Annotated in this window: 21 protein-coding genes; 3 read left to right on the top strand and 18 right to left on the bottom strand. The window is 59.8% G+C overall.

Annotated elements, in window-relative coordinates:
* Nucleotides 1-4: 4 nt before the first annotated feature.
* The 17 genes from nuoH to AC1Q6Y_RS07705 form a co-directional block, all read right to left on the bottom strand.
* A complete protein-coding gene (gene nuoH / locus AC1Q6Y_RS07785; protein WP_090456620.1) occupies nucleotides 5-1,012 on the bottom strand; it encodes an NADH-quinone oxidoreductase subunit NuoH in 1,008 nt (335 codons plus the stop codon).
* The gene (nuoG, locus tag AC1Q6Y_RS07780) at nucleotides 1,009-3,723 is read right to left on the bottom strand and encodes an NADH-quinone oxidoreductase subunit NuoG (protein ID WP_492624313.1); all 2,715 of its coding nucleotides are present in this window, start codon (nucleotides 3,721-3,723) and stop codon (nucleotides 1,009-1,011) included. The genes nuoH and nuoG overlap by 4 nt, the downstream gene beginning before the upstream one ends.
* Nucleotides 3,724-3,859: 136 nt before the next feature.
* A complete protein-coding gene (gene nuoF / locus AC1Q6Y_RS07775) occupies nucleotides 3,860-5,215 on the bottom strand; it encodes an NADH-quinone oxidoreductase subunit NuoF (RefSeq protein WP_057714158.1) in 1,356 nt (451 codons plus the stop codon).
* Nucleotides 5,212-5,709, bottom strand: a complete 498-nt coding sequence (gene nuoE, locus AC1Q6Y_RS07770; protein ID WP_008020715.1) for an NADH-quinone oxidoreductase subunit NuoE — start codon at nucleotides 5,707-5,709, stop codon at nucleotides 5,212-5,214. Before nuoE ends, nuoF begins: the two co-directional genes overlap by 4 nt.
* A 2-nt stretch (nucleotides 5,710-5,711) precedes the next feature.
* Nucleotides 5,712-7,496, bottom strand: a complete 1,785-nt coding sequence (gene nuoC / locus AC1Q6Y_RS07765) for an NADH-quinone oxidoreductase subunit C/D (RefSeq protein WP_057714159.1) — start codon at nucleotides 7,494-7,496, stop codon at nucleotides 5,712-5,714.
* A gap of 72 nt (nucleotides 7,497-7,568) precedes the next feature.
* Nucleotides 7,569-8,243, bottom strand: a complete 675-nt coding sequence (locus AC1Q6Y_RS07760) for a NuoB/complex I 20 kDa subunit family protein (RefSeq protein WP_046037844.1) — start codon at nucleotides 8,241-8,243, stop codon at nucleotides 7,569-7,571.
* Between the two features lie 10 nt (nucleotides 8,244-8,253).
* Nucleotides 8,254-8,667, bottom strand: a complete 414-nt coding sequence (locus AC1Q6Y_RS07755; RefSeq protein ID WP_003223812.1) for an NADH-quinone oxidoreductase subunit A — start codon at nucleotides 8,665-8,667, stop codon at nucleotides 8,254-8,256.
* A gap of 644 nt (nucleotides 8,668-9,311) precedes the next feature.
* The gene (gene aceA / locus AC1Q6Y_RS07750; RefSeq protein ID WP_034146910.1) at nucleotides 9,312-10,637 is read right to left on the bottom strand and encodes an isocitrate lyase; all 1,326 of its coding nucleotides are present in this window, start codon (nucleotides 10,635-10,637) and stop codon (nucleotides 9,312-9,314) included.
* 473 nt (nucleotides 10,638-11,110) lie between these two features.
* Complete coding sequence (locus AC1Q6Y_RS07745) at nucleotides 11,111-11,872, bottom strand: secretin N-terminal domain-containing protein (RefSeq protein ID WP_492624312.1); 762 nt, start codon at nucleotides 11,870-11,872, stop codon at nucleotides 11,111-11,113.
* A 361-nt stretch (nucleotides 11,873-12,233) separates the two neighbouring features.
* On the bottom strand, nucleotides 12,234-12,659 hold the full coding sequence (locus AC1Q6Y_RS07740) for a GNAT family N-acetyltransferase (RefSeq protein WP_492624311.1): 426 nt from the start codon (nucleotides 12,657-12,659) through the stop codon (nucleotides 12,234-12,236).
* Nucleotides 12,652-13,821, bottom strand: a complete 1,170-nt coding sequence (locus tag AC1Q6Y_RS07735; protein WP_057714162.1) for a ribosomal protein uL16 3-hydroxylase — start codon at nucleotides 13,819-13,821, stop codon at nucleotides 12,652-12,654. Before AC1Q6Y_RS07735 ends, AC1Q6Y_RS07740 begins: the two co-directional genes overlap by 8 nt.
* 87 nt (nucleotides 13,822-13,908) lie before the next feature.
* Entirely contained in the window at nucleotides 13,909-15,279 is a 1,371-nt protein-coding gene (gene purB, locus AC1Q6Y_RS07730; protein ID WP_007972090.1) for an adenylosuccinate lyase, read from the bottom strand.
* 124 nt (nucleotides 15,280-15,403) lie between these two features.
* Entirely contained in the window at nucleotides 15,404-16,027 is a 624-nt protein-coding gene (gene hflD, locus AC1Q6Y_RS07725; RefSeq protein ID WP_057714163.1) for a high frequency lysogenization protein HflD, read from the bottom strand.
* Complete coding sequence (gene mnmA, locus AC1Q6Y_RS07720; RefSeq protein ID WP_057714164.1) at nucleotides 16,024-17,157, bottom strand: tRNA 2-thiouridine(34) synthase MnmA; 1,134 nt, start codon at nucleotides 17,155-17,157, stop codon at nucleotides 16,024-16,026. The genes hflD and mnmA overlap by 4 nt, the downstream gene beginning before the upstream one ends.
* A gap of 59 nt (nucleotides 17,158-17,216) precedes the next feature.
* The gene (locus AC1Q6Y_RS07715; RefSeq protein ID WP_492624310.1) at nucleotides 17,217-17,663 is read right to left on the bottom strand and encodes an NUDIX hydrolase; all 447 of its coding nucleotides are present in this window, start codon (nucleotides 17,661-17,663) and stop codon (nucleotides 17,217-17,219) included.
* 215 nt (nucleotides 17,664-17,878) lie between these two features.
* Entirely contained in the window at nucleotides 17,879-20,104 is a 2,226-nt protein-coding gene (locus tag AC1Q6Y_RS07710) for an NADP-dependent isocitrate dehydrogenase (protein ID WP_057714166.1), read from the bottom strand.
* Nucleotides 20,105-20,431: 327 nt separating this feature from the next.
* Nucleotides 20,432-20,599: a hypothetical protein gene (locus tag AC1Q6Y_RS07705; protein WP_218496212.1), complete on the bottom strand. Its 168-nt coding sequence runs from the start codon at nucleotides 20,597-20,599 to the stop codon at nucleotides 20,432-20,434.
* On the opposite strand from AC1Q6Y_RS07705, the gene icd reads away from it, so the two are divergent.
* A complete protein-coding gene (gene icd / locus AC1Q6Y_RS07700; RefSeq protein ID WP_007972065.1) occupies nucleotides 20,598-21,854 on the top strand; it encodes an NADP-dependent isocitrate dehydrogenase in 1,257 nt (418 codons plus the stop codon). The genes AC1Q6Y_RS07705 and icd overlap by 2 nt on opposite strands.
* A gap of 80 nt (nucleotides 21,855-21,934) precedes the next feature.
* Here the strand turns inward: icd and cspD are convergent, their stop codons facing one another.
* Nucleotides 21,935-22,201: a cold shock domain-containing protein CspD gene (gene cspD, locus AC1Q6Y_RS07695; RefSeq protein ID WP_492624309.1), complete on the bottom strand. Its 267-nt coding sequence runs from the start codon at nucleotides 22,199-22,201 to the stop codon at nucleotides 21,935-21,937.
* A gap of 224 nt (nucleotides 22,202-22,425) precedes the next feature.
* Between cspD and clpS the strand changes: the two genes are divergently transcribed.
* Together clpS and clpA are read left to right on the top strand one after the other, a co-directional pair.
* Nucleotides 22,426-22,809, top strand: coding sequence for an ATP-dependent Clp protease adapter ClpS (gene clpS / locus AC1Q6Y_RS07690; protein WP_020799529.1), 384 nt, complete (start codon nucleotides 22,426-22,428; stop codon nucleotides 22,807-22,809).
* Between the two features lie 30 nt (nucleotides 22,810-22,839).
* Entirely contained in the window at nucleotides 22,840-25,110 is a 2,271-nt protein-coding gene (gene clpA / locus AC1Q6Y_RS07685; RefSeq protein ID WP_057714168.1) for an ATP-dependent Clp protease ATP-binding subunit ClpA, read from the top strand.
* Nucleotides 25,111-25,330: the final 220 nt, after the last annotated feature.

Raw genomic sequence — 25,330 nt, 5'->3', positions numbered from 1 at the left:
ATCCTCACTGAGCCGCGACGGCGGGCGTGTTGAGCAACACGATCGCAGCGGTCACCAGCATGTTGACGAGGGTCAGCGGCAGGCAGAACTTCCAGCTGAAATCCATCACCTGGTCATACCGTGGGCGCGGAATCGAAGCGCGCAACAGGATGAACATCATGATGAAGAACGCGGTTTTCAGTGCGAACCAGATGAACGGGATCTGCGGCAGGATGCCGAACGGACCGTGCCAGCCACCGAAGAACAAGGTCACCAGCAGCGCCGAGATCAGCACGATGCCGATGTACTCGCCGACGAAGAACATGCCCCATTTCATGCCGGCGTATTCAATGTGGTAACCGTCTGCCAGTTCCTGTTCCGCTTCCGGCTGGTCGAACGGGTGACGGTGAGTCACGGCCACGCCAGCGATGAAGAAGGTCAGGAAGCCGAAGATCTGCGGAATGATGAACCACAGGTTCTGCGCTTGATATTCAACGATGTCGCGCATGTTGAACGAGCCGACCTGGATCACGATGCCCATCAGCGACAGGCCCATGAACACTTCGTACGACACGGTCTGCGCCGAGGCGCGCAAGCTGCCCAGCAGGGCGAACTTGTTGTTGCTCGACCAGCCGGCGAACAGCACCGCGTAGACCGACAGGCCAGCCATGGCGAAGAAGAACAGGATACCGATGTTGATGTCCGCCACGCCCCAGGTCGGGGTGATCGGGATGATCGCGAAGGCAATCAGCAGGGCGCTCATGGCGACTACCGGTGCCAGGGTGAAGATCATCTTGTCGGCGAATGGAGGCGTCCAGTCTTCCTTGAAGAACATCTTGATCATGTCGGCGGCGATCTGGAACGCGCCGAACGGACCTACGCGGTTCGGACCGTAACGGTCCTGCCAGAGGGCGAGCAGACGACGCTCGACCCAACTCAGCAGGGCACCGCAAACCACCACGGCGAGCAGAATCACCACGGCCTTGAGGACCGTGATGATGATGTCGATCACTTCAGGAGTGAACCAGGTCATTGAGCTGCCTCCTGCAGACCGTCAACGGATTTGCCAAAGATCGCTGGCGGAATGCCGGCGATGCCCGCAGGCAGTGCCACCAGACCGGCGCCCAGCTCTTCGTTGATGCGCAGCGGCAGACGCAGGGTCTGACCAGCGACATTCAAGCTCAGCATCGCGCCGTCATTGACACCCAGGCGGTCGGCTTCGGACTTGGCCAGCGACACGTAGGCGGCCGGGATGCGTTCCTGAACCGGAGCGGCTTTCGAAGAGTTCTCTTCGCTGCCGAACAGGTGGAAGAACGGCACGACCTGCCAGGTGCCCTGGGCCGGGTTGAACGCGCGCGGAACACTGGCGAACCAGTTCAGCGAGTCACCGGTGCTTTCGATCAGGCGGGTGCCCGGGTCGCCAGCGCGGATGTGACCACCGACTTCGTCCTGGAACTTGTTCCAGGCTTGCGGCGAGTTCCAGCCCGGAGACCAGGCGAATGGCACTTGCTGACGCGGTTCGACCGAGCCCGAGTAACCTTCCATCGAGAAGTTGAACGCGGTGTCGTTGTCTTGCGGGGCACGCGGTTCGTGCACGTTGATGTCGGCGCGCATGGCGGTACGACCGGAGTAACGCAGCGGTTCGCGGGCCAGTTTCATGCCCTTGATGCGGAACGCGGCGGACGGTGCGGCATCGACGATGCGATTCAGGATCGAAGTGCTGGAAGCGACGGCGGCGGTGGCGTGGTCCAGTTGGGTCCAGTCGATCGGCTGGTTCAGCAGGGTCGCGCGCAGGGCATGCAGCCAGCGCCAGCCTTCGTGAACCAGGATGCTCGCGTCCATGTACTTCGGATCGAAGACCTGGAAGAAGCGCTGGGCGCGGCCTTCCTGGCTGACCAGGGTGCCGTCGCCTTCAGCGAAGCTGGCGGCTGGCAGAACCAGGTGCGCGCGATCGCTGGTGGCAGTCTTCTGATGGTCGGCGACGATCAGTACTTTGGCGGCGGTCAGGGCGGCATCGACCTTGGCCTTGTCGGTACGGGTATACAGATCGTTTTCGAGCACGACGATGGCGTCGGCACGGCCATCGATCACGGCTTGCAGCGCGGCGTCGACCGATTCGCCACCGAGCATGGCCAGGCCGAGGCTGTTGGCCTCTGGCACGATCAGGCTGATGGAACCGTTCTTCTCGCGCAGTTTCAACGCTTTGGCGATGTTCGCAGCAGCTTCGATCAACGCCTTGGAACCCAACGAGGTACCGGCAATGATCAGTGGACGCTTGGCAGCGAGCAGGGCGTCGGCAATGCGCTTGGCCAGTTCGAGTGCTTCAGCATCCAGGCCTTCAACGGCTGGAGCGCTGGCGTCGAGGGCGTGAGCCACGGCGAAACCGATGCGGGCCAGGTCGTCTGGAGCGGCGTGAACGCATTCTTCCGCGATGTCGTCGAGCTTGGTTTCAGCCAGGCTGGCGATGAACAGCGGGTTCAGCGCGTGCTGGCCGATGTTCTTCACCGCGGCGTCGAGCCAAGGCTGGACGCGCATGGCGTCGGCCATGTCTTCGGCCTTGCCCTTGACCGATTGACGCAGGGACAGGGCCATGCGCGCAGCGGTCTGGGTCAGGTCTTCACCGAGGACGAACACGGCGTCGTGGTCTTCGATGTCGCGCATGTTCGGTACTGGCAGCGGGCTGTCTTTGAGCACTTGCAGGACCAGGCGGATGCGCTCCAGCTCGGCAGCTTCGATACCGGAGTAGAAGTGCTCGGCACCGACCAGTTCACGCAACGCGTAGTTGCTTTCGAGACTGGCGCGGGGCGAACCGATACCGACGATGTTGCGACCGCGCAGCAGGTCGGCGGCTTTATCCAGCGCTTCGTCGAGGCTCAGCTTGGTGCCGCCCGCCAGCTGCGGCTGGCGTGGGCGGTCTTCGCGGTTGACGTAGCCATAGCCGAAACGGCCACGGTCGCACAGGAAGTACTGGTTCACCGAACCGTTGAAACGGTTTTCGATACGACGCAGTTCGCCGTAACGCTCGCCCGGGGAGATGTTGCAACCGCTGGAGCAGCCATGGCAGATGCTCGGCGAGAACTGCATGTCCCATTTACGGTTGTAGCGCTCGGAGTGAGTCTTGTCGGTGAACACACCGGTCGGGCAGACCTCGGTGAGGTTGCCGGAGAACTCGCTTTCCAGGGTGCCGTCTTCAACGCGACCGAAGTACACGTTGTCGTGGGCGCCAAACACACCAAGATCGGTGCCGCCGGCGTAGTCCTTATAGAAGCGCACGCAGCGGTAGCAAGCGATGCAGCGGTTCATTTCGTGGGAAATGAACGGGCCCAGTTGCTGGTTCTGGTGGGTACGCTTGGTGAAGCGGTAACGGCGCTCGTTGTGGCCGGTCATTACCGTCATGTCTTGCAGGTGGCAGTGACCGCCTTCTTCACAGACCGGGCAGTCGTGAGGGTGGTTGGTCATCAGCCATTCGACAACACTGGCGCGGAAGGCCTTGGATTCTTCATCTTCGATGGAGATCCAGGTGTTGTCGGTGGCAGGGGTCATGCAGGACATCACGATACGACCACGGGTGTCGTTCTCGTCGGTGTACTGCTTGACCGCGCACTGGCGGCAAGCGCCAACGCTGCCGAGGGCAGGGTGCCAGCAGAAATACGGAATATCGAGGCCCAGAGACAGACATGCCTGTAACAGGTTGTCTGCCCCATCGACTTCGAGCGCTTTGCCGTCTACGTGGATAGTGGCCATGGTTCAAAGTTCTTCGTTGGCCCGGTGTCAGCGGGCGTGGCTAATGGAATCTTGTTATCCGTGTGAATCAACACAGCCGTTAAAGGCGTCATCACACGAAAAGCGAAGGGCACGGACCCTTCGCTTTTTTAAGCGTTTACGCGCCGACTACGATCGGCCTTGCCAGAGGCGGGACGGCGGCGCTGACAGGCGCGATACCGGCTTCGAACTCATGGCGGAAGTATTTGATTGCGCTGCCCAACGGCTCCACGGCGCCCGGTGCGTGAGCACAGAAGGTCTTGCCTGGGCCGAGGAAACCGACCAGACCCAGCAGGGTCTCGATGTCGCCTGGCTGGCCCTCACCGTTCTCGATGGCCATCAGGAGCTTGACGCTCCATGGCAAGCCATCGCGGCAAGGGGTGCAGAAGCCGCAGGATTCGCGGGCGAAGAACTGCTCCATGTTGCGCAGCAGGGACACCATGTTGACGCTGTCGTCCACCGCCATGGCCAGGCCGGTACCCATGCGGGTGCCCACTTTGGCGATGCCGCCGGCGTACATTTGCGCGTCCAGGTGTTCCGGCAACAGGAAACCGGTACCGGCGCCGCCAGGCTGCCAGGCCTTGAGCTTGTAACCGTCGCGCATGCCGCCGGCGTAGTCTTCGAACAGCTCGCGACCGGTGACGCCGAACGGCAGTTCCCACAGACCCGGGTTCTTGACCTTGCCGGAGAAGCCCATGAGCTTGGTGCCCATGTCTTCGCTGCCTTCGCGAGCCAACGATTTGTACCAGTCCACGCCGTCGGCAATGATCGCCGGCACGTTGCACAGGGTTTCGACGTTATTCACGCAAGTCGGCTTGCCCCACACGCCAACGGCGGCAGGGAAGGGCGGCTTGGAGCGCGGGTTGGCGCGACGGCCTTCGAGGGAGTTGATCAGTGCGGTTTCTTCACCGCAGATATAACGCCCGGCGCCGGTGTGAACGAACAGCTCGAAATCAAAACCCGAACCCAGGATGTTCTTGCCCAGCAGGCCGGCTGCCTTGGCTTCTTCCACGGCACGGTTCAAGTGCTTGGCGGCGGTGGTGTATTCGCCACGCAGGAAGATGTAGCCACGGTAGGTTTTCAGTGCGCGGGCACTGATCAGCATGCCTTCGATCAGCAGATGGGGCAGTTGCTCCATCAGCATGCGGTCTTTCCAGGTGTTGGGCTCCATTTCATCCGCGTTGCACAGCAGGTAGCGGATGTTGATGGATTCGTCCTTTGGCATCAGGCCCCACTTCACGCCAGTGGGGAAGCCTGCACCGCCGCGGCCTTTGAGGCCGGAGTCTTTCACGGTCTGGACGATGTCGTCCTGGGCCATGTCGGCGAAGGCCTTGCGCGCAGCGGCGTAACCGTTCTTGGCCTGGTACTCGTCGAGCCATACGGCTTCGCCGTCGTCACGCAGACGCCAGGTCAGCGGGTGAGTCTCGGCCGAACGCTTGATGCGGTTGGCCGGACCGAAGGAAGTCAGGGTCATACGTAGCCCTCGAGCAATTTGGCAACGCCTGCAGGCTGCACATCACCGAAAGTGTCGTCGTCGATCATCAACGCCGGCGCCTTGTCGCAGTTGCCGAGGCAGCAGACCGGCAGCAGGGTGAAACGACCGTCGGCGGTGGTCTGACCCAGGCCGATGCCGAGCTTGCTCTGGATTTCGCTGACCACGGACTCGTGGCCGCCGATGTAGCAGACCATGCTGTCGCAGACGCGGATGATGTGACGGCCCACTGGCTGACGGAAGATCTGGCTGTAGAACGTCGCCACGCCTTCAACGTCGCTGGCCGGGATGCCGAGGATCTCGCCGATGGCGTACAGGGCGCCGTCCGGCACCCAGCCACGTTCCTTCTGGACGATCTTCAAGGCTTCGATCGACGCCGCGCGCGGGTCTTCGTAGTGATGCAGCTCGTGCTCGATGGCCGAGCGCTCGGTTTCACTCAAGGTGAAACGGTCTGTCTGGATAAGCGTGCTGTTCATGCTTAGCGGTCCACGTCGGCCATAACGAAATCGATACTACCCAGGTACGCAATCAAGTCCGCGACCATGCTGCCTTTGATCACCGAAGGGATCTGCTGCAAGTGCGGGAAGCTTGGGGTACGAATCCGGGTGCGGTAGCTCATGGTGCCGCCATCGCTCGTCAGGTAATAACTGTTGATGCCCTTGGTCGCTTCGATCATCTGGAAGGATTCGTTGGCCGGCATGACCGGGCCCCACGAAACCTGCAGGAAGTGCGTGATCAAGGTTTCGATGTGCTGCAGGGTGCGCTCTTTCGGCGGCGGCGTGGTCAGCGGGTGATCCGCCTTGTACGGGCCTTCCGGCATGTTGCGCAGGCACTGGTCGATGATCCTGATGCTCTGGCGCATCTCCTCGACACGCACGATGCAGCGGTCGTAGGCATCGCCGTTGGCGGCGAGCGGCACTTCGAATTCGAAGTTCTCGTAGCCCGAGTACGGACGCGCTTTACGCAGGTCGAAATCGCAACCGGTCGAACGCAGGCCGGCACCGGTGACGCCCCATTCCAGGGCCTCTTTGGTGTTGTAGTCGGCGACCCCGATGGTCCGGCCACGCAGGATGCTGTTGTCCAAGGCGGCTTTCTGGTATTCGTCCAGACGCTTTGGCATCCACTCGACGAAATCCTTGACCAGTTTTTCCCAACCACGCGGCAGGTCGTGGGCGACGCCACCGATGCGGTACCAGGCCGGGTGCAGACGGAAACCGGTAATGGCTTCGATCACCGTGTACGCGCGCTGGCGGTCGGTGAAGGTGAAGAACACCGGGGTCATGGCGCCGACGTCCTGGATGTAGGTACCCAGGAACAGCAGGTGGCTGGTGATCCGGAAGAACTCGGCCATCATGATGCGGATGACGTCGACCTTCTCCGGCACCTTGATGCCGGCCAGCTTCTCGACCGAAAGCACGTACGGCAGGTTGTTCATCACGCCGCCGAGGTAGTCGATACGGTCGGTGTACGGGATGAAGCTGTGCCAGGACTGACGCTCGGCCATCTTCTCGGCACCACGGTGGTGGTAACCGACGTCCGGTACGCAGTCTACGATCTCTTCACCGTCCAGCTGCAGGATGATGCGGAACGCACCGTGCGCGGACGGGTGGTTCGGGCCGAGGTTGAGGAACATGTAGTCCTCGTTCGGACCGGAACGCTTCATGCCCCAGTCTTCCGGCTTGAAGCGCGCGGACTCTTCCTCAAGCTGTTGCTTGGCCAGGTTCAGGGTGAACGGGTCGAACTCGGTGGCACGGGCCGGAAAGTCCTTGCGCAGCGGGTGACCTTCCCAGGTCGGCGGCATCATGATGCGCGACAGGTGAGGGTGACCTTTGAAGTCGATGCCGAACATGTCCCAGACTTCACGCTCGTACCAGTTGGCGTTCGGCCAGATGCTGGTGACGGTCGGCAAGCTGAGGTCGCCCTCGGACAAGGCAACCTTGATCATTACGTCACTATTACGTTCGATCGACATCAAGTGATAGAACACGGAGAAGTCGACGCCGTTCGGCAGCCCTTGACGCTTGGTGCGCAGACGTTCGTCCACGCCGTGCAGGTCATAGAGCATGACGTACGGCTTGGGCAGGTTACGCAGGAAGGTCAGGACTTCGACGAGTTTGGCGCGGGCAACCCAAAGCACCGGCATGCCGGTGCGGGTCGGCTGGGCGGTGAACGCCTCCGGGCCAAAACGGTTGTTCAGTTCGACGACCACATCCTGGTCGTCTGCCTTGTAAGGCGGGATGTACAGAGCACTGCCTGTAGTCATGGTTATTTATCGCTTTCGGTCAACGTAAAGAATGAAGCCAGGTTCTCGTTCTATTTAAGAAGCAGATCTGGATCAGACTTCGTCGGGGCTGCGCAGGTTGGTGACTGCGATTCGCTGTTCGCGGCGCTTTTCCTTCTCGGAAGGCATCTCGGCGCGATAGACGCCTTGATCACCAACGACCCAGGAAAGCGGGCGACGCTCCTGTCCAATCGACTCCTGCAACAGCATCAAGCCTTGCAGGAAAGCCTCAGGGCGGGGCGGGCAGCCAGGCACGTAGACGTCCACGGGCAGGAACTTGTCCACCCCTTGAACGACGGAGTAGATGTCGTACATGCCACCGGAGTTGGCGCACGAACCCATGGAGATGACCCATTTAGGCTCGAGCATTTGCTCGTAGAGACGCTGAATGATCGGCGCCATCTTGATGAAGCAGGTACCGGCGATAACCATGAAATCCGCCTGGCGCGGCGATGCCCGGATAACCTCGGCGCCAAAGCGCGCGATGTCGTGGGGCGCCGTGAAGGCGGTGGTCATTTCCACGTAGCAGCACGAAAGACCGAAGTTATACGGCCACAGGGAGTTCTTGCGCCCCCAGTTGATCGTGCCGTTAAGCACGTCTTCGAGCTTGCCCATGAAAATGTTTTTGTGGACTTGATCTTCTAACGGATCGGAAACGGTTTCCCGCTGGCCAATCGGATACTGCTCGTTAGGAGCATCGGGGTCGATCCTGGTGAGATTGTATTGCATTGCCAAAGCCTCATTGTTTCAGCTTCGCTTGCCGCTTGCGCCGAGCTTCCGGAGCCCAGTCAAGGGCGCCCACTCGGAATAGGTAGACAAGGCCTGCCAACAGAATTGCTATGAAAACGAGAGCTTCGACGAATCCGGTCCAGCCGCTTTCGCGGACGGACACAGACCATGCAAAGAGAAAGAGGGCTTCGATATCGAAGATCACGAACAACATCGCGACCAGATAGAATTTGGCTGAGAGCCGCAAGCGGGCGCCACCTGTAGGTAGCATGCCGGACTCGAACGGTTCGTTTTTGCTGCGGCCCCAGGCTTTTGACCCAAGGAGGCTGGAGACGCCCAGCATGAAGGCACAGAGGCCGACGACGCCTAGAAGGAAAATGGCAAAGCCCCAGTTGTGGGCCATGAGTCCTGTCGCTTCGGGCATGCTGGTAATCCTTAACAGAGAGCAAAGGTCTCTGAGCTTGAAAAGAAACAAAAGCAGTGACGATATGTCGCAGCAATCAATCCCGCTGATTTTATGGCTAAACACCCGGCAAGTAAAATTCCTATAGCGAAATTATTTATAGGAATAAGGACATAGCGCGCTTCAAAAGCCCCGCAGGCCTTGCGCCTTGGGCATTAGCCGGCATTTCGTCAATTATGTTTTGTAGGGAATGTAACGAACATAGTTCGTGCTAAATGATAATCAATATTGTTTGGCTTGGTTTTTAAACTGCTTATCCTTCGGATACTCCGGAAGTTGTCTTATATGGGCGTTACAGCAAGTAGCGGCGGAGAGCGTTTTAGCGGATTTTTCTGACGGTCGTAGCGCTCTGGATCAATGTTTTTCCAGGTCACCACCATCCCCTGTAGGAGCGAGCCTGCTCGCGATGGTGGTCAACGATGACGCTGGGGGCCTGAAACCCAGCGGCGTCCTCAGGTTTATCGCGAGCAGGCTCGCTCCTACAGAGGGGCGCTCATTGAATCGCAGGCAAAAAAACGCCCCGAACCAGTCGGGGCGTCAGAGGTGCAGCGCTGCGGTTAGCTTTCTATTCGGTCCGCAGCGGCTGATGTCTCAGGCGAAGCAGATCAGTGGAACTGTTCTTCTTCAGTCGAACCGGTCAGTGCGGTTACCGAGGACGAGCCACCCTGGATCACGGTGGTCATGTCGTCGAAGTAGCCGGTGCCCACTTCCTGCTGGTGCGCCACGAAGGTGTAACCCTTGGATGCGTCAGCGAATTCCTGCTCTTGCAGCTTCACGTAGGCAGTCATGTCGTTGCGGGCGTAGTCGTGCGCCAGGTTGAACATGCTGTGCCACATGTTGTGAATGCCGGCCAGGGTGATGAACTGGTGCTTGTAACCCATGGCGGACAGTTCGCGCTGGAACTTGGCGATGGTCGCGTCGTCCAGGTTTTTCTTCCAGTTGAAGGAAGGCGAGCAGTTGTACGACAGCAGTTGGTCCGGGTATTCCTTCTTGATCGCTTCAGCGAAGCGACGAGCCTCGTCCAGATCCGGCTTGGCGGTTTCGCACCAGATCAGGTCGGCGTACGGAGCGTAGGCCAGGCCACGGGCGATGGCTTGGTCCAGGCCGGCGCGCACTTTGTAGAAACCTTCCTGGGTGCGTTCGCCAGTCACGAATGGCTGGTCGTACGGGTCGCAGTCGGACGTCAGCAGGTCAGCGGCGTTAGCGTCGGTACGGGCCAGGATGATGGTCGGAGTACCGGCAACGTCAGCAGCCAGGCGAGCAGCGGTCAGCTTCTGTACGGCTTCCTGGGTAGGAACCAGTACCTTGCCGCCCATGTGGCCGCATTTCTTCACGGAAGCCAGCTGGTCTTCGAAGTGAACGCCGGCGGCGCCTGCTTCGATCATGCTCTTCATCAGCTCGTAAGCGTTCAGTACGCCGCCGAAACCGGCTTCGGCGTCAGCCACGATTGGCGCGAAGTAGTCGATGTAACCGTCGTCGCCCGGGTTCTTGCCGGCTTTCCACTGGATCTGGTCGGCACGACGGAACGAGTTGTTGATGCGCTTGACCACGGTTGGAACCGAGTCCACCGGGTACAGCGACTGGTCCGGGTACATCGATTCGGCGGAGTTGTTGTCCGCAGCCACTTGCCAGCCAGACAGGTAGATCGCCTGGATGCCAGCCTTGACTTGTTGTACAGCCTGGCCGCCGGTCAGGGCGCCCATGCAGTTGACGAAATCTTTCTCAGGACGGAAGGCTGGCTTGGCACCCTGGGTCACCAGGTTCCACAGCTTCTCGGCGCCCATTTTTGCAAAGGTGTGCTCAGGTTGAACCGAGCCACGCAGGCGGACGACGTCAGCAGCGGAGTAAGTGCGTGTCACGCCTTTCCAGCGCGGGTTTTCAGCCCAGTCTTTTTCGAGGGCTGCAATTTGCTGTTCGCGTGTCAGTGCCATGGGAGATAAACCTCGTCGCGTCTTTATGAAAAGTTGTTCTGCGGTGGAAAATTCCTGCGCTCGCTGACCAGAAGCTTAAGCGGTCAAGTCGGATTCGGCGGGGAGGGCGACGGGATGAACGATCGGCTCGAGGGGAAGTGAGCAGGTAAAGGCGAACTGCGGGCGCATTCGGGCGTCGTGGGCCTTGGTGCGAACATCAGTGTGGTGCCGGGTTACCTATTACGCTTCCGTCCCTCGGGACAACTTCGTTCCAGTCGACAACCTCGTCAAACACACCTTGTGGGCGGTACAGACACGAAGCGGTTCGCGGGGTAGGTGCGAACATCGCCTCGAAGGCCCTTGCCAGGGCCTCTGATTAGCGGGAGCGAGGCCATCATGCCTTCGCTTTTTTGGCTCGTCAAACGTTTTGTAGTGCTTTTTTTAAGGCACTACATCTTTGGTCTAATACGACTCGTCAGTCAGTTTTTGGTGCTTTAGTCCAAGGTGTCGACTTTCACCCGCAAAGTCATGTCGTTGCGGCTCTGGGTCGAGTAGCTGCGGGTCAGGCCCTGTTTGTCGGCCTGGGTCTGGCCGTTGACCCCGGCCAGCAGGATCCACTCGCCGAGGTGGCCGGTGACGGTTGTGTCGGTGCTTTGTACGTTCACTACATCGGGACGTTCCTGGCTCATGCGATCACGGTTGGTACTGATCGACAGGTGGACGATGTCGCCGGTGACGTTTGCGGTGACGTAGAAGCCCTGGGTGACGTTGCGGTATTCGGTCTGGCTGCGCAGGTCGCCGTAGGAATCGGTCTGCGAGCTGGTCAGCGGCACGCTCTGGCCGACCTGGATCAGCGCCGGTGTGCCTTCGCTGGCCTGCACCTGCTGAATGCCGCCGTCACGACTGTCGGTGGTGTAGTTGATGATGCGGGTCTGGCTTGGCTTGGCGCCGTTCACCGAATAACCCTGGTCACCCTGGAAGTTGTTGTCGCTGGTGTCGACGGTGATCAGCAAGCGCTTGGGTGCGGTGTCGAGTTGGGAAAGAAGGGCTTTAAGTTCGTCGATCTTGCGTTGATCGGCGTTGGCGATCAATTGATTGCCGTAGGCGCTGACCTGTCCGTTCTTGCCGACGAAATCCTGCGCCACCGGCAGCAGGTCGGCACTGGTGTGGTATTTGAGGGGGATGATTTCTGTGGCAGCCAGCACCGAAAAACTACAGCCGAGCAGTAGGGTGGTGAGCAGGGTGCGTAGGGACATGTCCGTTATCTCCGCGTTCTAAAAGCTTGATATTGCCACTTTGTCGGCCCGGGGTTTGTGGGAGCGAGCTTGCTCGCGATGGGCGTGAACGATAATGCTGGAGGTCTGATACCCCGCGGCGTTCTCAAGACCATCGCGAGCAGGCTCGCTCCTACAGTTTGTCGGCCCGGGGTGGGGTAAGTTGAATCGTAGACAGCAAAACGCCCCGGTATCCGAAGATAGCGGGGCGTTTTGTGGTGTTTCGTCGGGCCTCATCGCGAGCAAGCTCGCTCCCACAGGGATCGATGGTGTTGCTGAAATCTTCAGCAACTCACAAATCCAATGTGGGAGCGAGCTTGCTCGCGATGGCGGCACCTGGGCCTTATGCCGAATGGCGAACCATGTCCACGTGCGGAATCCCGGCTTCCAGGAACTCCTCACTGACCATGTGAAAGCCCAGTCGCTCATAGAACGCCGTGGCTTGTACCTGGGCGCTGAGCATCTGCTGCTTCAGCCCGCGCTCTTCGGCTTCACCAATCACTGCTTGCATCAGTGCATCGCCGACTTTCAGGCCGCGCCAGTCCTTGAGTACCGACACCCGGCCGACGTGCCCATCGGGCAGCAGGCGGGCGGTGCCAATCGGAAATTCGCCTTCGAGGGCGAGGAAATGCACGGCCGTTACATCGTCGGCATCCCATTCCAGCTCGGGCGGAACGGATTGCTCGGCGACGAACACCGTCTCACGAATGCGCCGGATCTCGGCGTTGTCCTTCTGCCAGTCTGCGACACGTACGTGAATCTTATTCATCGGCAAACCCCAGGCTTCCTTGCTTGACCAGTTCGCACAGCAGCCCGCGACCGTCTTCGTCGCTCAGCCAGTCGCCAAGGTTGTCGGCGTGCAGCGCGTCGGCGGCGCAGATCATCTTCAACAATTCGCGCAGTTTGCCCGGCAGGTAACGGCTCTGGCCGCTGGCGAACAGCAGCAGGTCGTCATCGACTTCAGACCACGCCAGGCGCGCGCTCGGGTTGCGAATCAGGATCGCGCCTTGTTCCAGGGCGGACATGAAGTCCTCTTCTTCGACGTCTTCCGGGCCCACCACCAGTTCCGGGTAGCGTGGCTCGGTCATGAACTGGCCGAACCAGGTCAGCAGCAGGCGCTCGTCGCTCATGTGCTCGGCCAGCAGGCCTTTGAGGCGGTCGAGAGCGTCGCGCTGGATCTGGTGAGGGTCGGCGGCCGGCAAGGCGTCGGCGTCGGTGTAGCGTTCTTCGTCCGACAGGAACTGGCTGAGGAAGTCGGTGAAGTGGGTCAGCACTTCAGCGGCGCTCGGTGCGCGGAAGCCGACCGAGTAGGTCATGCATTCATCAACGGCAACGCCGCAATGGGCCAGGCGCGGTGGCAGGTAGAGCATGTCGCCCGGTTCCAGCACCCATTCATCGGTGGCTTCGAATTCGGAGAGGATGCGCAGGTCGGCGTGGGCCAGCATCGGGCTCTCGGTGTTGCACATCTGGCCGATCTTCCAGTTGCGCTTGCCGTGGCCTTGCAGCAGGAACACGTCGTAGTTGTCGAAGTGCGGACCAACGCTGCCACCCGGTGCGGCGTAGCTGATCATCACGTCGTCGATGCGCCAGCTCGGCAGAAAGCGGAAGTTTTCCAGCAGTTCGCTGACTTCCGGGACGAACTGATCCACGGCTTGAACCAGCAGGGTCCAGTCAGTTTCAGGCAGCTTGCTGAATTCATCTTCGGCGAACGGGCCGCGACGCAGTTCCCACGGGCGCTCGCCATTCTCGATGATCAGTCGCGATTCGACTTCTTCTTCCAGCGCCAGGCCGGCCAGTTCGTCGGCGTCGATCGGGCTTTCGAAATCAGGAATGGCCTGGCGGATCAGTAGCGGCTTTTTCTGCCAGTAGTCGCGCAGGAATTCCCGTGCCGTGATGCCGCCCAGAAGTTGAAGAGGAATATCAGGATTCATGTGTAACCTATTGAAAAAATGCACTTTTCAGACGGGAATAAAAACGCCCGGCGCGGCCGGGCGTCTTATAAAGGGTCTAGCGGTCGATCAGATGCGTTTGGCTTGTTCTACAGCGTTGCCGATGTAGTTCGCCGGGGTGAGCAATTTCAGCTCGGCCTTGGCGGCGGCTGGCATGTCCAGGCCGTCGATGAAAGTCTGCAGCGCTTCCGGGCTGATGCCCTTGCCGCGGGTCAGTTCTTTCAGCTTTTCGTACGGGTTTTCGATGTTGTAGCGACGCATCACGGTCTGGATCGGCTCGGCCAATACTTCCCAGCAGGCGTCCAGGTCGGCGGCAATCTTCTGCTCGTTGAGCTCAAGCTTGCTGATGCCCTTGAGGCTGGCTTCGTACGCGATCACGCTGTGGGCGAAGCCGACACCGAGGTTGCGCAGTACGGTGGAGTCGGTCAGGTCGCGCTGCCAGCGGGAGATCGGCAGTTTGCTCGCCAGGTGCTGGAACAGTGCGTTGGCGATACCCAGGTTGCCTTCGGAGTTTTCGAAGTCGATCGGGTTGACCTTGTGCGGCATGGTCGACGAACCGATTTCGCCAGCGATGGTGCGCTGTTTGAAATAACCCAGGGAGATGTAGCCCCAGATGTCGCGGTCGAAGTCGATCAGGATGGTGTTGAAGCGGGCGATCGCGTCGAACAGCTCGGCAATGTAGTCGTGCGGTTCGATCTGCGTGGTGTACGGGTTGAAGCCCAGGCCCAGCTCGTCTTCGATGAAGGCGCGGGCGTTGGCTTCCCAGTCGATCTCAGGGTAGGCCGACAGGTGTGCGTTGTAGTTGCCGACAGCGCCGTTGATCTTGCCCAGCAGGGGAACGGCAGCGACCTGGGCGATCTGGCGCTCCAGACGGTAAACCACGTTCGCCAGTTCTTTGCCCAGGGTGGTCGGCGAGGCCGGTTGACCGTGGGTGCGCGACAGCATCGGCACGTCGGCGAAGCGGATGGCCAGTTCGCGGATGGCGTTGGCGGTCTGGCGCATCAGCGGCAGCATCACGTCATCACGGCCTTCGCGCAGCATCAGGGCGTGGGACAGGTTGTTGATGTCCTCGCTGGTGCAGGCAAAGTGGATGAATTCGCTGACCTTGGCCAGCTCCGGCAGCTTGGCCGCTTGCTCTTTGAGCAGGTACTCGATGGCCTTGACGTCGTGGTTGGTGGTGCGCTCGATCTCTTTGACGCGCTCGGCGTGCTCCAGAGAGAAGTTTTCCGCCAGGGTGTTGAGCACAGCGTTGGCTTCGGCGGAGAACGCCGGCACTTCACTGATGGCAGGGTGAGCGGCCAGGCGCTGGAGCCAGCGCACTTCAACCAGAACGCGGGCACGGATCAGGCCGTACTCGCTGAAAATTGGGCGCAGGGCCTGGGTTTTGCCGGCGTAGCGGCCGTCAACAGGGGAAACCGCAGTGAGCGAAGAAAGCTGCATGGGGTGTTCTCGGACAGTCGGGCAACGAAATGGGGCGCGTATCATACATGAAAAAATCCGCCGGTCCGTCGCCAACTGACCGGCGTATTACGCGTATTGCTGAGTTCGGTTCTGTCGATGCGGGTTATTCGTTACGCATCAAGGGGTAAAGCTCTTTGAGCAATTTGCGGCGGCTGATCACCAGTTGCCAGCGATGACCGCCCAATTGCCGCCACAGGCGTGCTGAGCGAATGCCGGCCAGCAGCAGGGCGCGAATTTTCGAGGCGTTGCTCGGTTGTTGCAGGTTGCGCATGTCGCCGTGCACCTGAATGCGCTGGCGCAGTGTGCTCAGGGTGTCCTGATACAGCGCGCCGCAGGCGGCGATCACGTTTTCGTGGGCCGGGCCGAAGTGTTCGACCTGGGACTGAATCTGCGGCAGGCGTTTGCCGATCACGTCGAGCATGTCGCCGCGTTTGGCCAACTGACGCTCAAGGCCGAGCATGGCCAGGGCATAACGCAGGGGCTCGCGCTGCAGGGCGCTTGGGTCGCGTTCGAGGGCGCCGATCAGTGCGCGGTAGCCTTCGCGCAGGTTGATGTCGTCGCCACCATAGACTTCCAGCGTGTCCTTGGGGTCGCGGATCAGCAGGCTGCCGAGCATGCAGCTCAGGCCGGCTTCGTTGGTCTGGCCGGTCTTGGCGATCCTGTCCACCAGCACCGCGGCGAGAAACACCCCGCCCAGTGCCGTCAGTTGCTCCTGAATCGGGTTCATAGGGCCTGGCCCTTGCTCGTCCACGGCTCGGCTACTTCAATCACGCCGCCGCCGAGGCAGATTTCACCGTCATAGAACACCACGGACTGGCCCGGAGTGACCGCGCGTTGCGGATCATCGAAAGTCGCGCGATAACCGGTGGCGGTTTTTTCCAGGGTGCAGGGCTGGTCGCTCTGGCGATAACGCACCTTGGCGGTCAGTTTGCGCGGCTCGGTCAAATCGACCGGGTTGACCCAATAGATGTCCGAGGCGAGCAGGGCGCGGGAGAACAGGTAAGGGTGATCATTGCCCTGGCCAACGATCAGTTCGTTGTGTTCCAGGTCTTTGATCAGCACATACCACGGCTCGTCGCCGGCGTCTTTCAGGCCGCCGATGCCCAGGCCCTGACGCTGGCCGATGGTGTGGTACATCAGGCCGTGGTGACGACCGATGACTTCGCCTTCGGTGGTCTTGATCTCGCCCGGTTGCGCCGGCAGGTATTGCTTGAGGAAGTCGCTGAAGCGGCGTTCGCCGATAAAGCAGATCCCGGTGGAGTCCTTTTTCTTCGCGGTCGCCAGCTCGTACTTCTCGGCAATGGCGCGCACTTGCGGTTTTTCCAGCTCGCCGACCGGGAACAGGGTCTTGGCGATCTGTTCGCCACCGACGGCGTGCAGGAAGTAGCTCTGGTCCTTGTTCGGGTCCAGGCCCTTGAGCAGTTCGGTGCGACCATCGATGTCGCGACGACGCACGTAGTGGCCGGTGGCGATCAGGTCAGCGCCAAGCATCATGGCGTAGTCGAGGAACGCCTTGAACTTGATTTCGCGGTTGCACAGGATGTCCGGGTTCGGCGTGCGTCCGGCCTTGTATTCGGCCAGGAAATGCTCGAACACGTTGTCCCAGTACTCGGCGGCGAAGTTGGCGGTGTGCAGCTTGATGCCAATCTTGTCGCACACGGCCTGGGCGTCCGCCAGGTCATCCATGGCGGTGCAGTATTCCGTTCCATCGTCTTCTTCCCAGTTCTTCATGAACAGGCCTTCCACCTCATAACCCTGCTCGATCAGCAGGAGGGCGGAAACGGAAGAGTCCACGCCGCCGGACATGCCGACAATGACGCGCTTCTTTTGTGTGTCAGAAGGGGCTGGATCACGCATAGGGATTCAATGAGTGTCTTGAAAAAGGACGCGATTCTAGCAGGCTCGGGCCCGCAAGGCTAAAGAGAAGGACGGATCAATTCGAGGCCGAAGTGTTGGCCTGCCAGATAGTCGTCGATGCAGCGGATGATCAGCTCGCTGCGCCAGTTGTCGCGCTGCTCGATTAATTCCTCACGGGTCAACCACTTGGCGCCGACGATGCCGTCATCCAGTTGATAATCCGCGTGGTGTTTCAGTGGTTTGGCGATGAAGCAGACCCGCTGGTAGGTCACGCCATTGCTCGGGGCGGTGTAGAGGTAAATGCCCAGTACGCCGGTCGGTTCGACGTCCCAGCCGGTTTCCTCGAGGGTTTCGCGCACGGCGGCTTCGGTCAGGGTTTCATCCGGATCCAGATGGCCGGCGGGCTGATTGAGCACCGCGCGTCCGTGCTTGAGTTCCTCGACCATCAGGAAGCGGCCGTTGTCTTCGACGATGGTGGCGACGGTGATGTGGGGTTTCCAGTCCATAAAACTTCCTCAGTTTTGAATGTTGAAACACTATCCCTGTGGGAGCGAGCTTGCTCGCGATGGCGGCGAGTCAGTCACCAGAGGTGTTGGATGATATACCGCTATCGCGAGCAAGCTCGCTCCCACAGGGGTTGTGTGTTTATTCGGTATTGTGTGAGGTCCGGAAAACACAAACCCCGGCACAGGGCCGGGGTTTGTGATGTTCCCTTACAACCTTAAACCAGCGCAGCGACAGCCGCGTTGAAGGTTGCGCTTGGGCGCATGGCTTTGCTGATCAGCTCGGCGTCGGCGTGGTAGTAACCGCCGATGTCCACTGGCTTGCCCTGAACGGCGTTGAGTTCGGCAACGATGGTCGCCTCGTTTTCGGTCAGGGTCTTGGCCAGGGTCGCGAACTGCGCTTGCAGTGCAGCGTCTTCGGTCTGGGCAGCCAGGGCCTGAGCCCAGTACAGCGCCAGATAGAAGTGGCTGCCGCGGTTGTCGATATTGCCGACTTTGCGCGATGGCGACTTGTTGTTGTCCAGGAACTGGCCGGTGGCCTGGTCCAGGGTCTTGGCCAGAACCAGCGCCTTGGGGTTGTTGTAGGTCACGCCCAGGTGTTCCAGGGACGCGGCCAGGGCCAGGAATTCACCCAGCGAATCCCAGCGCAGGAAGTTTTCTTCCAGTAGTTGCTGAACGTGCTTCGGAGCCGAACCGCCGGCGCCGGTTTCGAACAGGCCACCGCCGTTCATCAGCGGCACGATCGACAGCATCTTGGCGCTGGTGCCCAGTTCCATGATCGGGAACAGGTCGGTCAGGTAGTCGCGCAGTACGTTGCCGGTTACCGAGATGGTGTCCTTGCCGGCGCGGGTACGCTGCAGGGTGGACTTCATCGCGTCGACCGGTGCCATGATCTGGATGTCCAGGCCGGCAGTGTCGTGATCCTTCAGGTAAGCCTGAACTTTCTCGATCACTACGCCGTCGTGGGCGCGCATCGGGTCCAGCCAGAAGATCGCCGGGGTGCTGCTGGCGCGAGCACGGTTGACGGCCAGTTTGACCCAGTCCTGGATCGGCGCGTCTTTGGTCTGGCACATGCGGAAGATGTCGCCGGCTTCAACAGCCTGTTCCATCAGCAGGTTGCCCTTGCTGTCGGTGACGCGAACAACGCCGTCAGCCTTGATCTGGAAAGTCTTGTCGTGAGAACCGTACTCTTCGGCTTTCTTCGCCATCAGGCCAACGTTCGGCACGCTGCCCATGGTGGTCGGATCGAACGCACCGTTGGCTTTGCAGTCTTCGATCACGGCCTGGTAGATGGTGGCGTAGCAGCGATCCGGGATCACGGCTTTGGTGTCGTGCAACTGGCCGTCGGTGCCCCACATCTTGCCGGAGTCACGGATCATTGCCGGCATCGAGGCGTCGACGATCACGTCGCTCGGCACGTGCAGGTTGGTGATGCCTTTGTCGGAGTTGACCATCGCCAGGGAAGGGCGAACGGCGTAGACCGCCTGGATGTCAGCTTCGATCTGCGCTTGCTGCTCGGCAGGCAAAGCCTTGATACGAGCGTACAGGTCGCCGATGCCGTTGTTCAGGTTGAAGCCGATCTGTGACAGCACGTCAGCGTGCTTGGCCAGTGCGTCTTTATAGAACTCGGCAACGATCTGGCCGAACATGATCGGGTCGGAGACCTTCATCATGGTGGCTTTCAAGTGAACCGACAGCAGCACGCCTTGTGCCTTGGCGTCTTCGATTTCAGCCGCGATGAAGCTGCGCAGGGCGTTTTTGCTCAGTACCGCGCAATCGAGGATCTCACCGGCTTGTACGCTGGTTTTTTCTTTCAGGACGGTCGCGGTGCCGTCTTGGGCGATCAGTTCGATCTTCACGGCGTCAGCGGCGTCGATCAGGGCGGCTTTTTCGCTGCCGTAGAAATCGCCGGTGCTCATGTGCGCGATGTGGGACTTGGAGTCCTTGGCCCACGCGCCCATTTTGTGCGGGTGCTTGCGTGCGTAGTTCTTGACCGACAACGGCGCGCGGCGGTCGGAGTTGCCTTCGCGCAGGACCGGGTTCACGGCGCTGCCCTTGATCTTGTCGTAACGCGCCTTGGCTTCCTTGTCGGCGTCGCAGGTGACGGTCTCAGGGTAGTCCGGCAGTGCGTAGCCCTGGGCTTGCAGCTCTTTGATCGCGGCTTGCAGTTGCGGAACCGAGGCGCTGATGTTCGGCAATTTGATGATGTTGGCTTCAGGCGTAACGGCCAGGGCGCCCAGTTCGGCGAGGTGGTCGGCTACGGCTTTGTCACCCAGTTGCTCGGGGAAGCTGGCCAGGATGCGCCCTGCAAGAGAGATATCGCGGGTTTCAACGGCGATATCAGCCGAGGCGGTGAACGCCTCTACGATAGGCAACAGTGAATAGGTGGCGAGGGCAGGAGCTTCGTCGGTGAAGGTATAGATGATCTTCGAGCGGGTGGGCATATTCGGATTAACTCTCTCTTCTTTGCTAAAGCGTGCGCAGAAACTCGAGGGCGCCGGGTAAGCGCGTTCGTTCAAAGTCATCCATGAGCCGAATATCGAGGTTTCGTTGCTGTGATGTTGGGTGCATCAGTAGGGCGTCAAGTAGCCGGACTGCGATAACAGGCCGGCTTGCCGGGCGGAAAGTCTCATCGTAGAGCACTTCAGCCGTCGTGACCCTGTGGTCAGCGGGCGGCATTATACATAGGTAGCTGGCAATCTGCCGATGGTTCATATGCAACGAATGTCGTCCATTGGTCTAAAGGTCGCAGGGGCGAGCAGGGCGTAAGGTCACTCGTCGTGCTTGTTTTTGGCGCTTTTCCCTTTGCTTTCAGGCTTGTAGCGCGCGAGTTGCAAGGCTTTGCGCCAGATCGATGGAACATAGGGTTTGCGCGCCGATTCAACTGGGTTACGCTCGAACCAAGCCAGATGTTCAATCCAATCAATGGAGTTCAGCATGGGTTACAAGAAGATTCAGGTTCCAGCCGTCGGCGACAAAATCACCGTCAATGCAGACCATTCTCTCAATGTTCCTAATAACCCGATCATCCCCTTCATCGAAGGTGACGGCATTGGTGTCGACATCAGCCCGGTCATGATCAAGGTTGTCGATGCTGCTGTTAAGAAGGCCTACGGTGGCGAACGCAAGATTTCCTGGATGGAGGTGTACGCCGGGGAGAAAGCGACTCAGGTTTACGATCAGGACACCTGGCTGCCTCAGGAAACCCTGGACGCGGTCAAGGATTACGTGGTTTCCATCAAGGGCCCGCTGACCACCCCGGTCGGTGGCGGCATCCGTTCCCTGAACGTAGCCCTGCGTCAGCAGCTCGACCTGTACGTCTGCCTGCGCCCGGTGCGCTGGTTCGAAGGCGTGCCTAGCCCGGTCAAGAAGCCAGGCGATGTCGACATGACCATCTTCCGCGAGAACTCCGAAGACATCTACGCGGGCATTGAGTGGAAGGCCGGTACGCCGGAAGCCACCAAGGTCATCAAGTTCCTGAAAGAAGAAATGGGCGTTACCAAGATCCGTTTTGACGAGAACTGCGGTATCGGCGTCAAGCCGGTGTCCCTGCAGGGCACCAAGCGTCTGGCGCGCAAGGCCCTGCAATATGTGGTCGACAACGATCGCGATTCGCTGACCATCGTGCACAAAGGCAACATCATGAAGTTCACCGAAGGTGCCTTCAAGGAATGGGCCTACGAAGTGGCGGCTGAAGAGTTCGGCGCGACCCTGCTCGACGGTGGCCCGTGGATGCAGTTCAAGAACCCGAAAACCGGCAAGAACGTCATCGTCAAGGATGCCATCGCCGACGCCATGCTCCAGCAGATCCTGCTGCGCCCGGCCGAGTACGATGTGATCGCGACCCTGAACCTGAACGGCGACTACCTCTCCGACGCCCTGGCGGCGGAAGTGGGCGGTATCGGTATTGCGCCGGGTGCCAACCTGTCCGACACCGTCGCCATGTTCGAAGCCACCCACGGTACGGCGCCGAAGTACGCCGGCAAGGACCAGGTCAACCCGGGGTCGTTGATCCTGTCGGCTGAAATGATGCTGCGCCACATGGGCTGGACCGAAGCGGCCGACCTGATCATCAAGGGCACCAACGGCGCGATTTCCGCCAAGACCGTGACCTATGACTTCGAGCGTCTGATGGAAGGCGCCAAACTGGTGTCGTCTTCCGGCTTCGGTGATGCGCTGATCTCGCACATGTAAGAAAACGCAGGCACACAAAAACCGCCTGATTCAAGTAGATGAGTCAGGCGGTTTTTTTATGGCGCTATGACGGTGTGGACTTACACTGTAACGGTCTGTTGCGGGGCGGATGCCGTCGCTTTCGAAGCGCCCACCGGGCTGCCGATGTTGACCGCGTGCAGGCCTTTGGGGCCCTGGATGATGTCGAATACGACAGATTGCCCGGCTTTCAGGGTTTTATAACCTTCCATCTGGATGGCGGAGTAGTGGGCAAACAGGTCTTCTGTCTTGCCGTCCTCATTGATGAAACCGTAACCCTTGGCATTGTTGAACCATTTGACCTTGCCGCTGACCTTGCCGCCTGACATACCCAACTCCCTCTGCAACACACTCCATCACTGGAGTATCATCCAGTACATCCGCAGTCGAATCTGTAAATAAGATTGACTCCGCGGACCTTTTTTACCCACTGTGGGCTCTATTGGTTGTAACACCGTTTTGCCGATAGTCAAGCTGACCCGGCAGTCGGAGTTGAAATCGCTGATAGCCGCCCCCACCACTGTATTTGAACAACTGACGAACCTTTCTTTCCATGCATGCAATCAGCCAGATTCGACTAACATTCAATCAGGATCGCCCGACTCTCCAGAAGGATCGCCCGGAGGAACACGACGACGATTCCGCAGGCATTGCTGTTCAGGAGGCCAAGCCTGCTTTACAGGCGCCGCCGATGTACAAGGTGGTTTTGTTCAATGATGACTACACACCGATGGATTTCGTCGTCGAAGTGCTCGAGGTGTTTTTTAACCTGAATCGCGAGCTGGCGACCAAGGTCATGCTGGCCGTCCACACAGAAGGACGGGCAGTATGTGGAGTGTTTACCCGCGACATCGCCGAGACCAAGGCCATGCAGGTCAACCAGTACGCCAGGGAAAGCCAGCATCCGCTACTCTGTGAAATCGAGAAGGACGGTTAATCGCCGGACACTTGGGTATGAGGTGAAGCTATGTTAAACCGCGAGCTCGAAGTCACCCTCAATCTTGCCTTCAAGGAAGCTCGTTCGAAGCGTCATGAGTTCATGACCGTCGAGCACCTCTTGCTGGCCCTATTGGACAATGAGGCTGCCGCCACCGTTCTGCGTGCGTGCGGCGCAAACCTCGACAAACTCAAGCATGACCTGCAGGAGTTCATCGACTCCACCACGCCATTGATCCCCGTGCATGACGAGGATCGCGAAACCCAGCCAACCCTGGGCTTCCAGCGTGTACTGCAACGTGCTGTGTTTCACGTACAGAGCTCGGGCAAACGCGAAGTGACTGGCGCCAACGTGCTGGTCGCGATCTTCAGTGAGCAAGAGAGTCAGGCGGTGTTCCTGCTGAAACAGCAGAGCGTTGCCCGTATAGATGTCGTCAACTACATCGCCCATGGCATTTCCAAAGTGCCGGGGCATGGCGATCACTCTGAAGGTGAGCAAGATATGCAGGACGACGAGGGCGGTGAGTCTTCTTCCTCAGGCAATCCCCTGGATGCTTATGCCAGCAACCTCAACGAACTCGCGCGCCAGGGTCGCATCGATCCGCTGGTGGGGCGTGAGCTGGAAGTCGAGCGCGTTGCGCAGATCCTGGCGCGTCGGCGCAAAAACAATCCGCTGCTGGTGGGCGAGGCGGGCGTGGGTAAAACCGCGATTGCCGAAGGCCTGGCCAAGCGCATTGTCGACGACCAGGTACCGGACCTGCTGGCCAACAGCGTGGTTTACTCTCTTGATCTCGGCGCGTTGCTGGCCGGGACCAAATACCGTGGCGATTTCGAGAAGCGCTTCAAGGCGTTGCTCAATGAACTGAAAAAACGTCCGCAGGCGATCCTGTTCATCGACGAGATCCACACCATCATTGGTGCGGGTGCCGCGTCCGGTGGCGTCATGGATGCCTCGAACCTGCTCAAGCCGCTGCTGTCCTCGGGTGATATCCGTTGCATCGGTTCAACCACCTTCCAGGAATTCCGCGGCATCTTCGAGAAGGACCGTGCCTTGGCCCGGCGCTTCCAGAAGGTCGATGTGTCGGAGCCTTCGGTGGAAGACACCATTGGCATTCTGCGCGGCCTGAAGGGGCGTTTCGAAAGCCATCACAATATCGAATACAGTGATGAGGCCCTGCGCGCGGCTGCCGAACTGGCCTCGCGTTACATCAACGACCGTCATATGCCGGACAAGGCTATCGATGTCATCGACGAGGCGGGTGCCTATCAGCGCCTGCAACCGGTCGAGAAGCGTGTGAAGCGCATCGAAGTGCCGCAAGTCGAGGACATCGTCGCGAAAATCGCGCGCATTCCGCCAAAACACGTCACCAGTTCCGACAAGGAACTGCTGCGTAACCTCGAGCGTGACCTGAAGTTGACCGTGTTCGGTCAGGATGCCGCGATCGACTCGCTGGCAACCGCGATCAAGCTGTCCCGTGCCGGCCTCAAGTCCCCTGACAAGCCTGTCGGTTCGTTCCTGTTCGCAGGGCCTACCGGTGTCGGTAAAACCGAAGCGGCGCGTCAGTTGGCCAAGGCCTTGGGTGTCGAGCTGATTCGTTTCGACATGTCCGAGTACATGGAGCGCCACACCGTATCGCGTCTGATCGGTGCGCCTCCTGGTTATGTCGGATTCGATCAGGGCGGTCTGCTCACCGAAGCCATTACCAAGCAGCCACACTGCGTGTTGTTGCTCGATGAAATCGAGAAGGCGCATCCGGAAGTCTTCAACCTGCTGTTGCAGGTCATGGACCACGGTACGTTGACCGATAACAACGGGCGCAAGGCGGATTTCCGTAACGTGATCGTCATCATGACGACCAACGCCGGTGCCGAGACTGCAGCCCGGGCTTCGATCGGTTTCACCTATCAGGATCACTCGTCCGATGCGATGGAAGTGATCAAGAAGAGCTTCACGCCGGAATTCCGCAACCGTCTGGACACCATCATCCAGTTTGGTCGCCTCAGTCATGAGGTTATCAAGAGCGTGGTGGACAAGTTCCTTACCGAGCTTCAGGCGCAACTGGAAGACAAGCGTGTGTTGCTGGAAGTCACCGATGCAGCCCGCAACTGGCTGGCCGAAGGTGGCTACGACGCGGCGATGGGTGCTCGCCCAATGGCTCGCCTGATCCAGGACAAGATCAAGCGTCCGCTGGCGGAGGAGATTCTCTTTGGCGAACTGGCCGAGCATGGCGGTGTGGTACACATCGACATCAAGGACGGAGAGCTGACCTTCGAGTTCGAGACCACGGCCGAGATGGCCTGACGTTAAACCGCAAAACAAAAAGGCGCCGAGAGGCGCCTTTTTGCTGTCTGTTGATCGGCATGTCTGCTGTCTGTGGGAGCGAGCTTGCTCGCGATGGTCGTCAACGATGATGCGGGGAGTCTGACTTGACGTGGTGCTCTCAGGTTTTTCGCGAGCAAGCTCGCTCCTACAGGAGGTGGGGGGGGTAAATTACAGGCAAACAAAAACGCCCGGCATAAGC

This window comes from Pseudomonas sp. GW823-FHT06E10 (assembly GCF_058794995.1).
The sequence above is the reverse complement of the archived record's forward strand: the minus strand, read 5'-3'. Positions and strand labels throughout refer to the sequence as shown.

What these genes read in the sequence shown, in the direction of transcription:
- nuoC (WP_057714159.1), bottom strand. Translation starts at nt 7,496, where the DNA reads ATGACTACAGGCAGTGCTCTGTACATCCCGCCTTACAAGGCAGACGAC.
- AC1Q6Y_RS07710 (WP_057714166.1), bottom strand. Translation starts at nt 20,104, where the DNA reads ATGCCCACCCGCTCGAAGATCATCTATACCTTCACCGACGAAGCTCCT.
- clpA (WP_057714168.1), top strand. Translation starts at nt 22,840, where the DNA reads ATGTTAAACCGCGAGCTCGAAGTCACCCTCAATCTTGCCTTCAAGGAA.
- nuoF (WP_057714158.1), bottom strand. Translation starts at nt 5,215, where the DNA reads ATGACCCTGACTTCCTTCGGTCCGGCCAACCGCATCAAGCGTTCGGCC.
- nuoH (WP_090456620.1), bottom strand. Translation starts at nt 1,012, where the DNA reads ATGACCTGGTTCACTCCTGAAGTGATCGACATCATCATCACGGTCCTC.
- aceA (WP_034146910.1), bottom strand. Translation starts at nt 10,637, where the DNA reads ATGGCACTGACACGCGAACAGCAAATTGCAGCCCTCGAAAAAGACTGG.
- AC1Q6Y_RS07760 (WP_046037844.1), bottom strand. Translation starts at nt 8,243, where the DNA reads ATGCAATACAATCTCACCAGGATCGACCCCGATGCTCCTAACGAGCAG.
- AC1Q6Y_RS07740 (WP_492624311.1), bottom strand. Translation starts at nt 12,659, where the DNA reads ATGAATAAGATTCACGTACGTGTCGCAGACTGGCAGAAGGACAACGCC.
- AC1Q6Y_RS07705 (WP_218496212.1), bottom strand. Translation starts at nt 20,599, where the DNA reads ATGCTGAACTCCATTGATTGGATTGAACATCTGGCTTGGTTCGAGCGT.
- mnmA (WP_057714164.1), bottom strand. Translation starts at nt 17,157, where the DNA reads ATGCGTGATCCAGCCCCTTCTGACACACAAAAGAAGCGCGTCATTGTC.
- icd (WP_007972065.1), top strand. Translation starts at nt 20,598, where the DNA reads ATGGGTTACAAGAAGATTCAGGTTCCAGCCGTCGGCGACAAAATCACC.
- nuoE (WP_008020715.1), bottom strand. Translation starts at nt 5,709, where the DNA reads ATGAACAGCACGCTTATCCAGACAGACCGTTTCACCTTGAGTGAAACC.
- AC1Q6Y_RS07745 (WP_492624312.1), bottom strand. Translation starts at nt 11,872, where the DNA reads ATGTCCCTACGCACCCTGCTCACCACCCTACTGCTCGGCTGTAGTTTT.
- purB (WP_007972090.1), bottom strand. Translation starts at nt 15,279, where the DNA reads ATGCAGCTTTCTTCGCTCACTGCGGTTTCCCCTGTTGACGGCCGCTAC.
- AC1Q6Y_RS07735 (WP_057714162.1), bottom strand. Translation starts at nt 13,821, where the DNA reads ATGAATCCTGATATTCCTCTTCAACTTCTGGGCGGCATCACGGCACGG.
- nuoG (WP_492624313.1), bottom strand. Translation starts at nt 3,723, where the DNA reads ATGGCCACTATCCACGTAGACGGCAAAGCGCTCGAAGTCGATGGGGCA.
- cspD (WP_492624309.1), bottom strand. Translation starts at nt 22,201, where the DNA reads ATGTCAGGCGGCAAGGTCAGCGGCAAGGTCAAATGGTTCAACAATGCC.
- AC1Q6Y_RS07715 (WP_492624310.1), bottom strand. Translation starts at nt 17,663, where the DNA reads ATGGACTGGAAACCCCACATCACCGTCGCCACCATCGTCGAAGACAAC.
- hflD (WP_057714163.1), bottom strand. Translation starts at nt 16,027, where the DNA reads ATGAACCCGATTCAGGAGCAACTGACGGCACTGGGCGGGGTGTTTCTC.
- AC1Q6Y_RS07755 (WP_003223812.1), bottom strand. Translation starts at nt 8,667, where the DNA reads ATGCCCGAAGCGACAGGACTCATGGCCCACAACTGGGGCTTTGCCATT.
- clpS (WP_020799529.1), top strand. Translation starts at nt 22,426, where the DNA reads ATGCATGCAATCAGCCAGATTCGACTAACATTCAATCAGGATCGCCCG.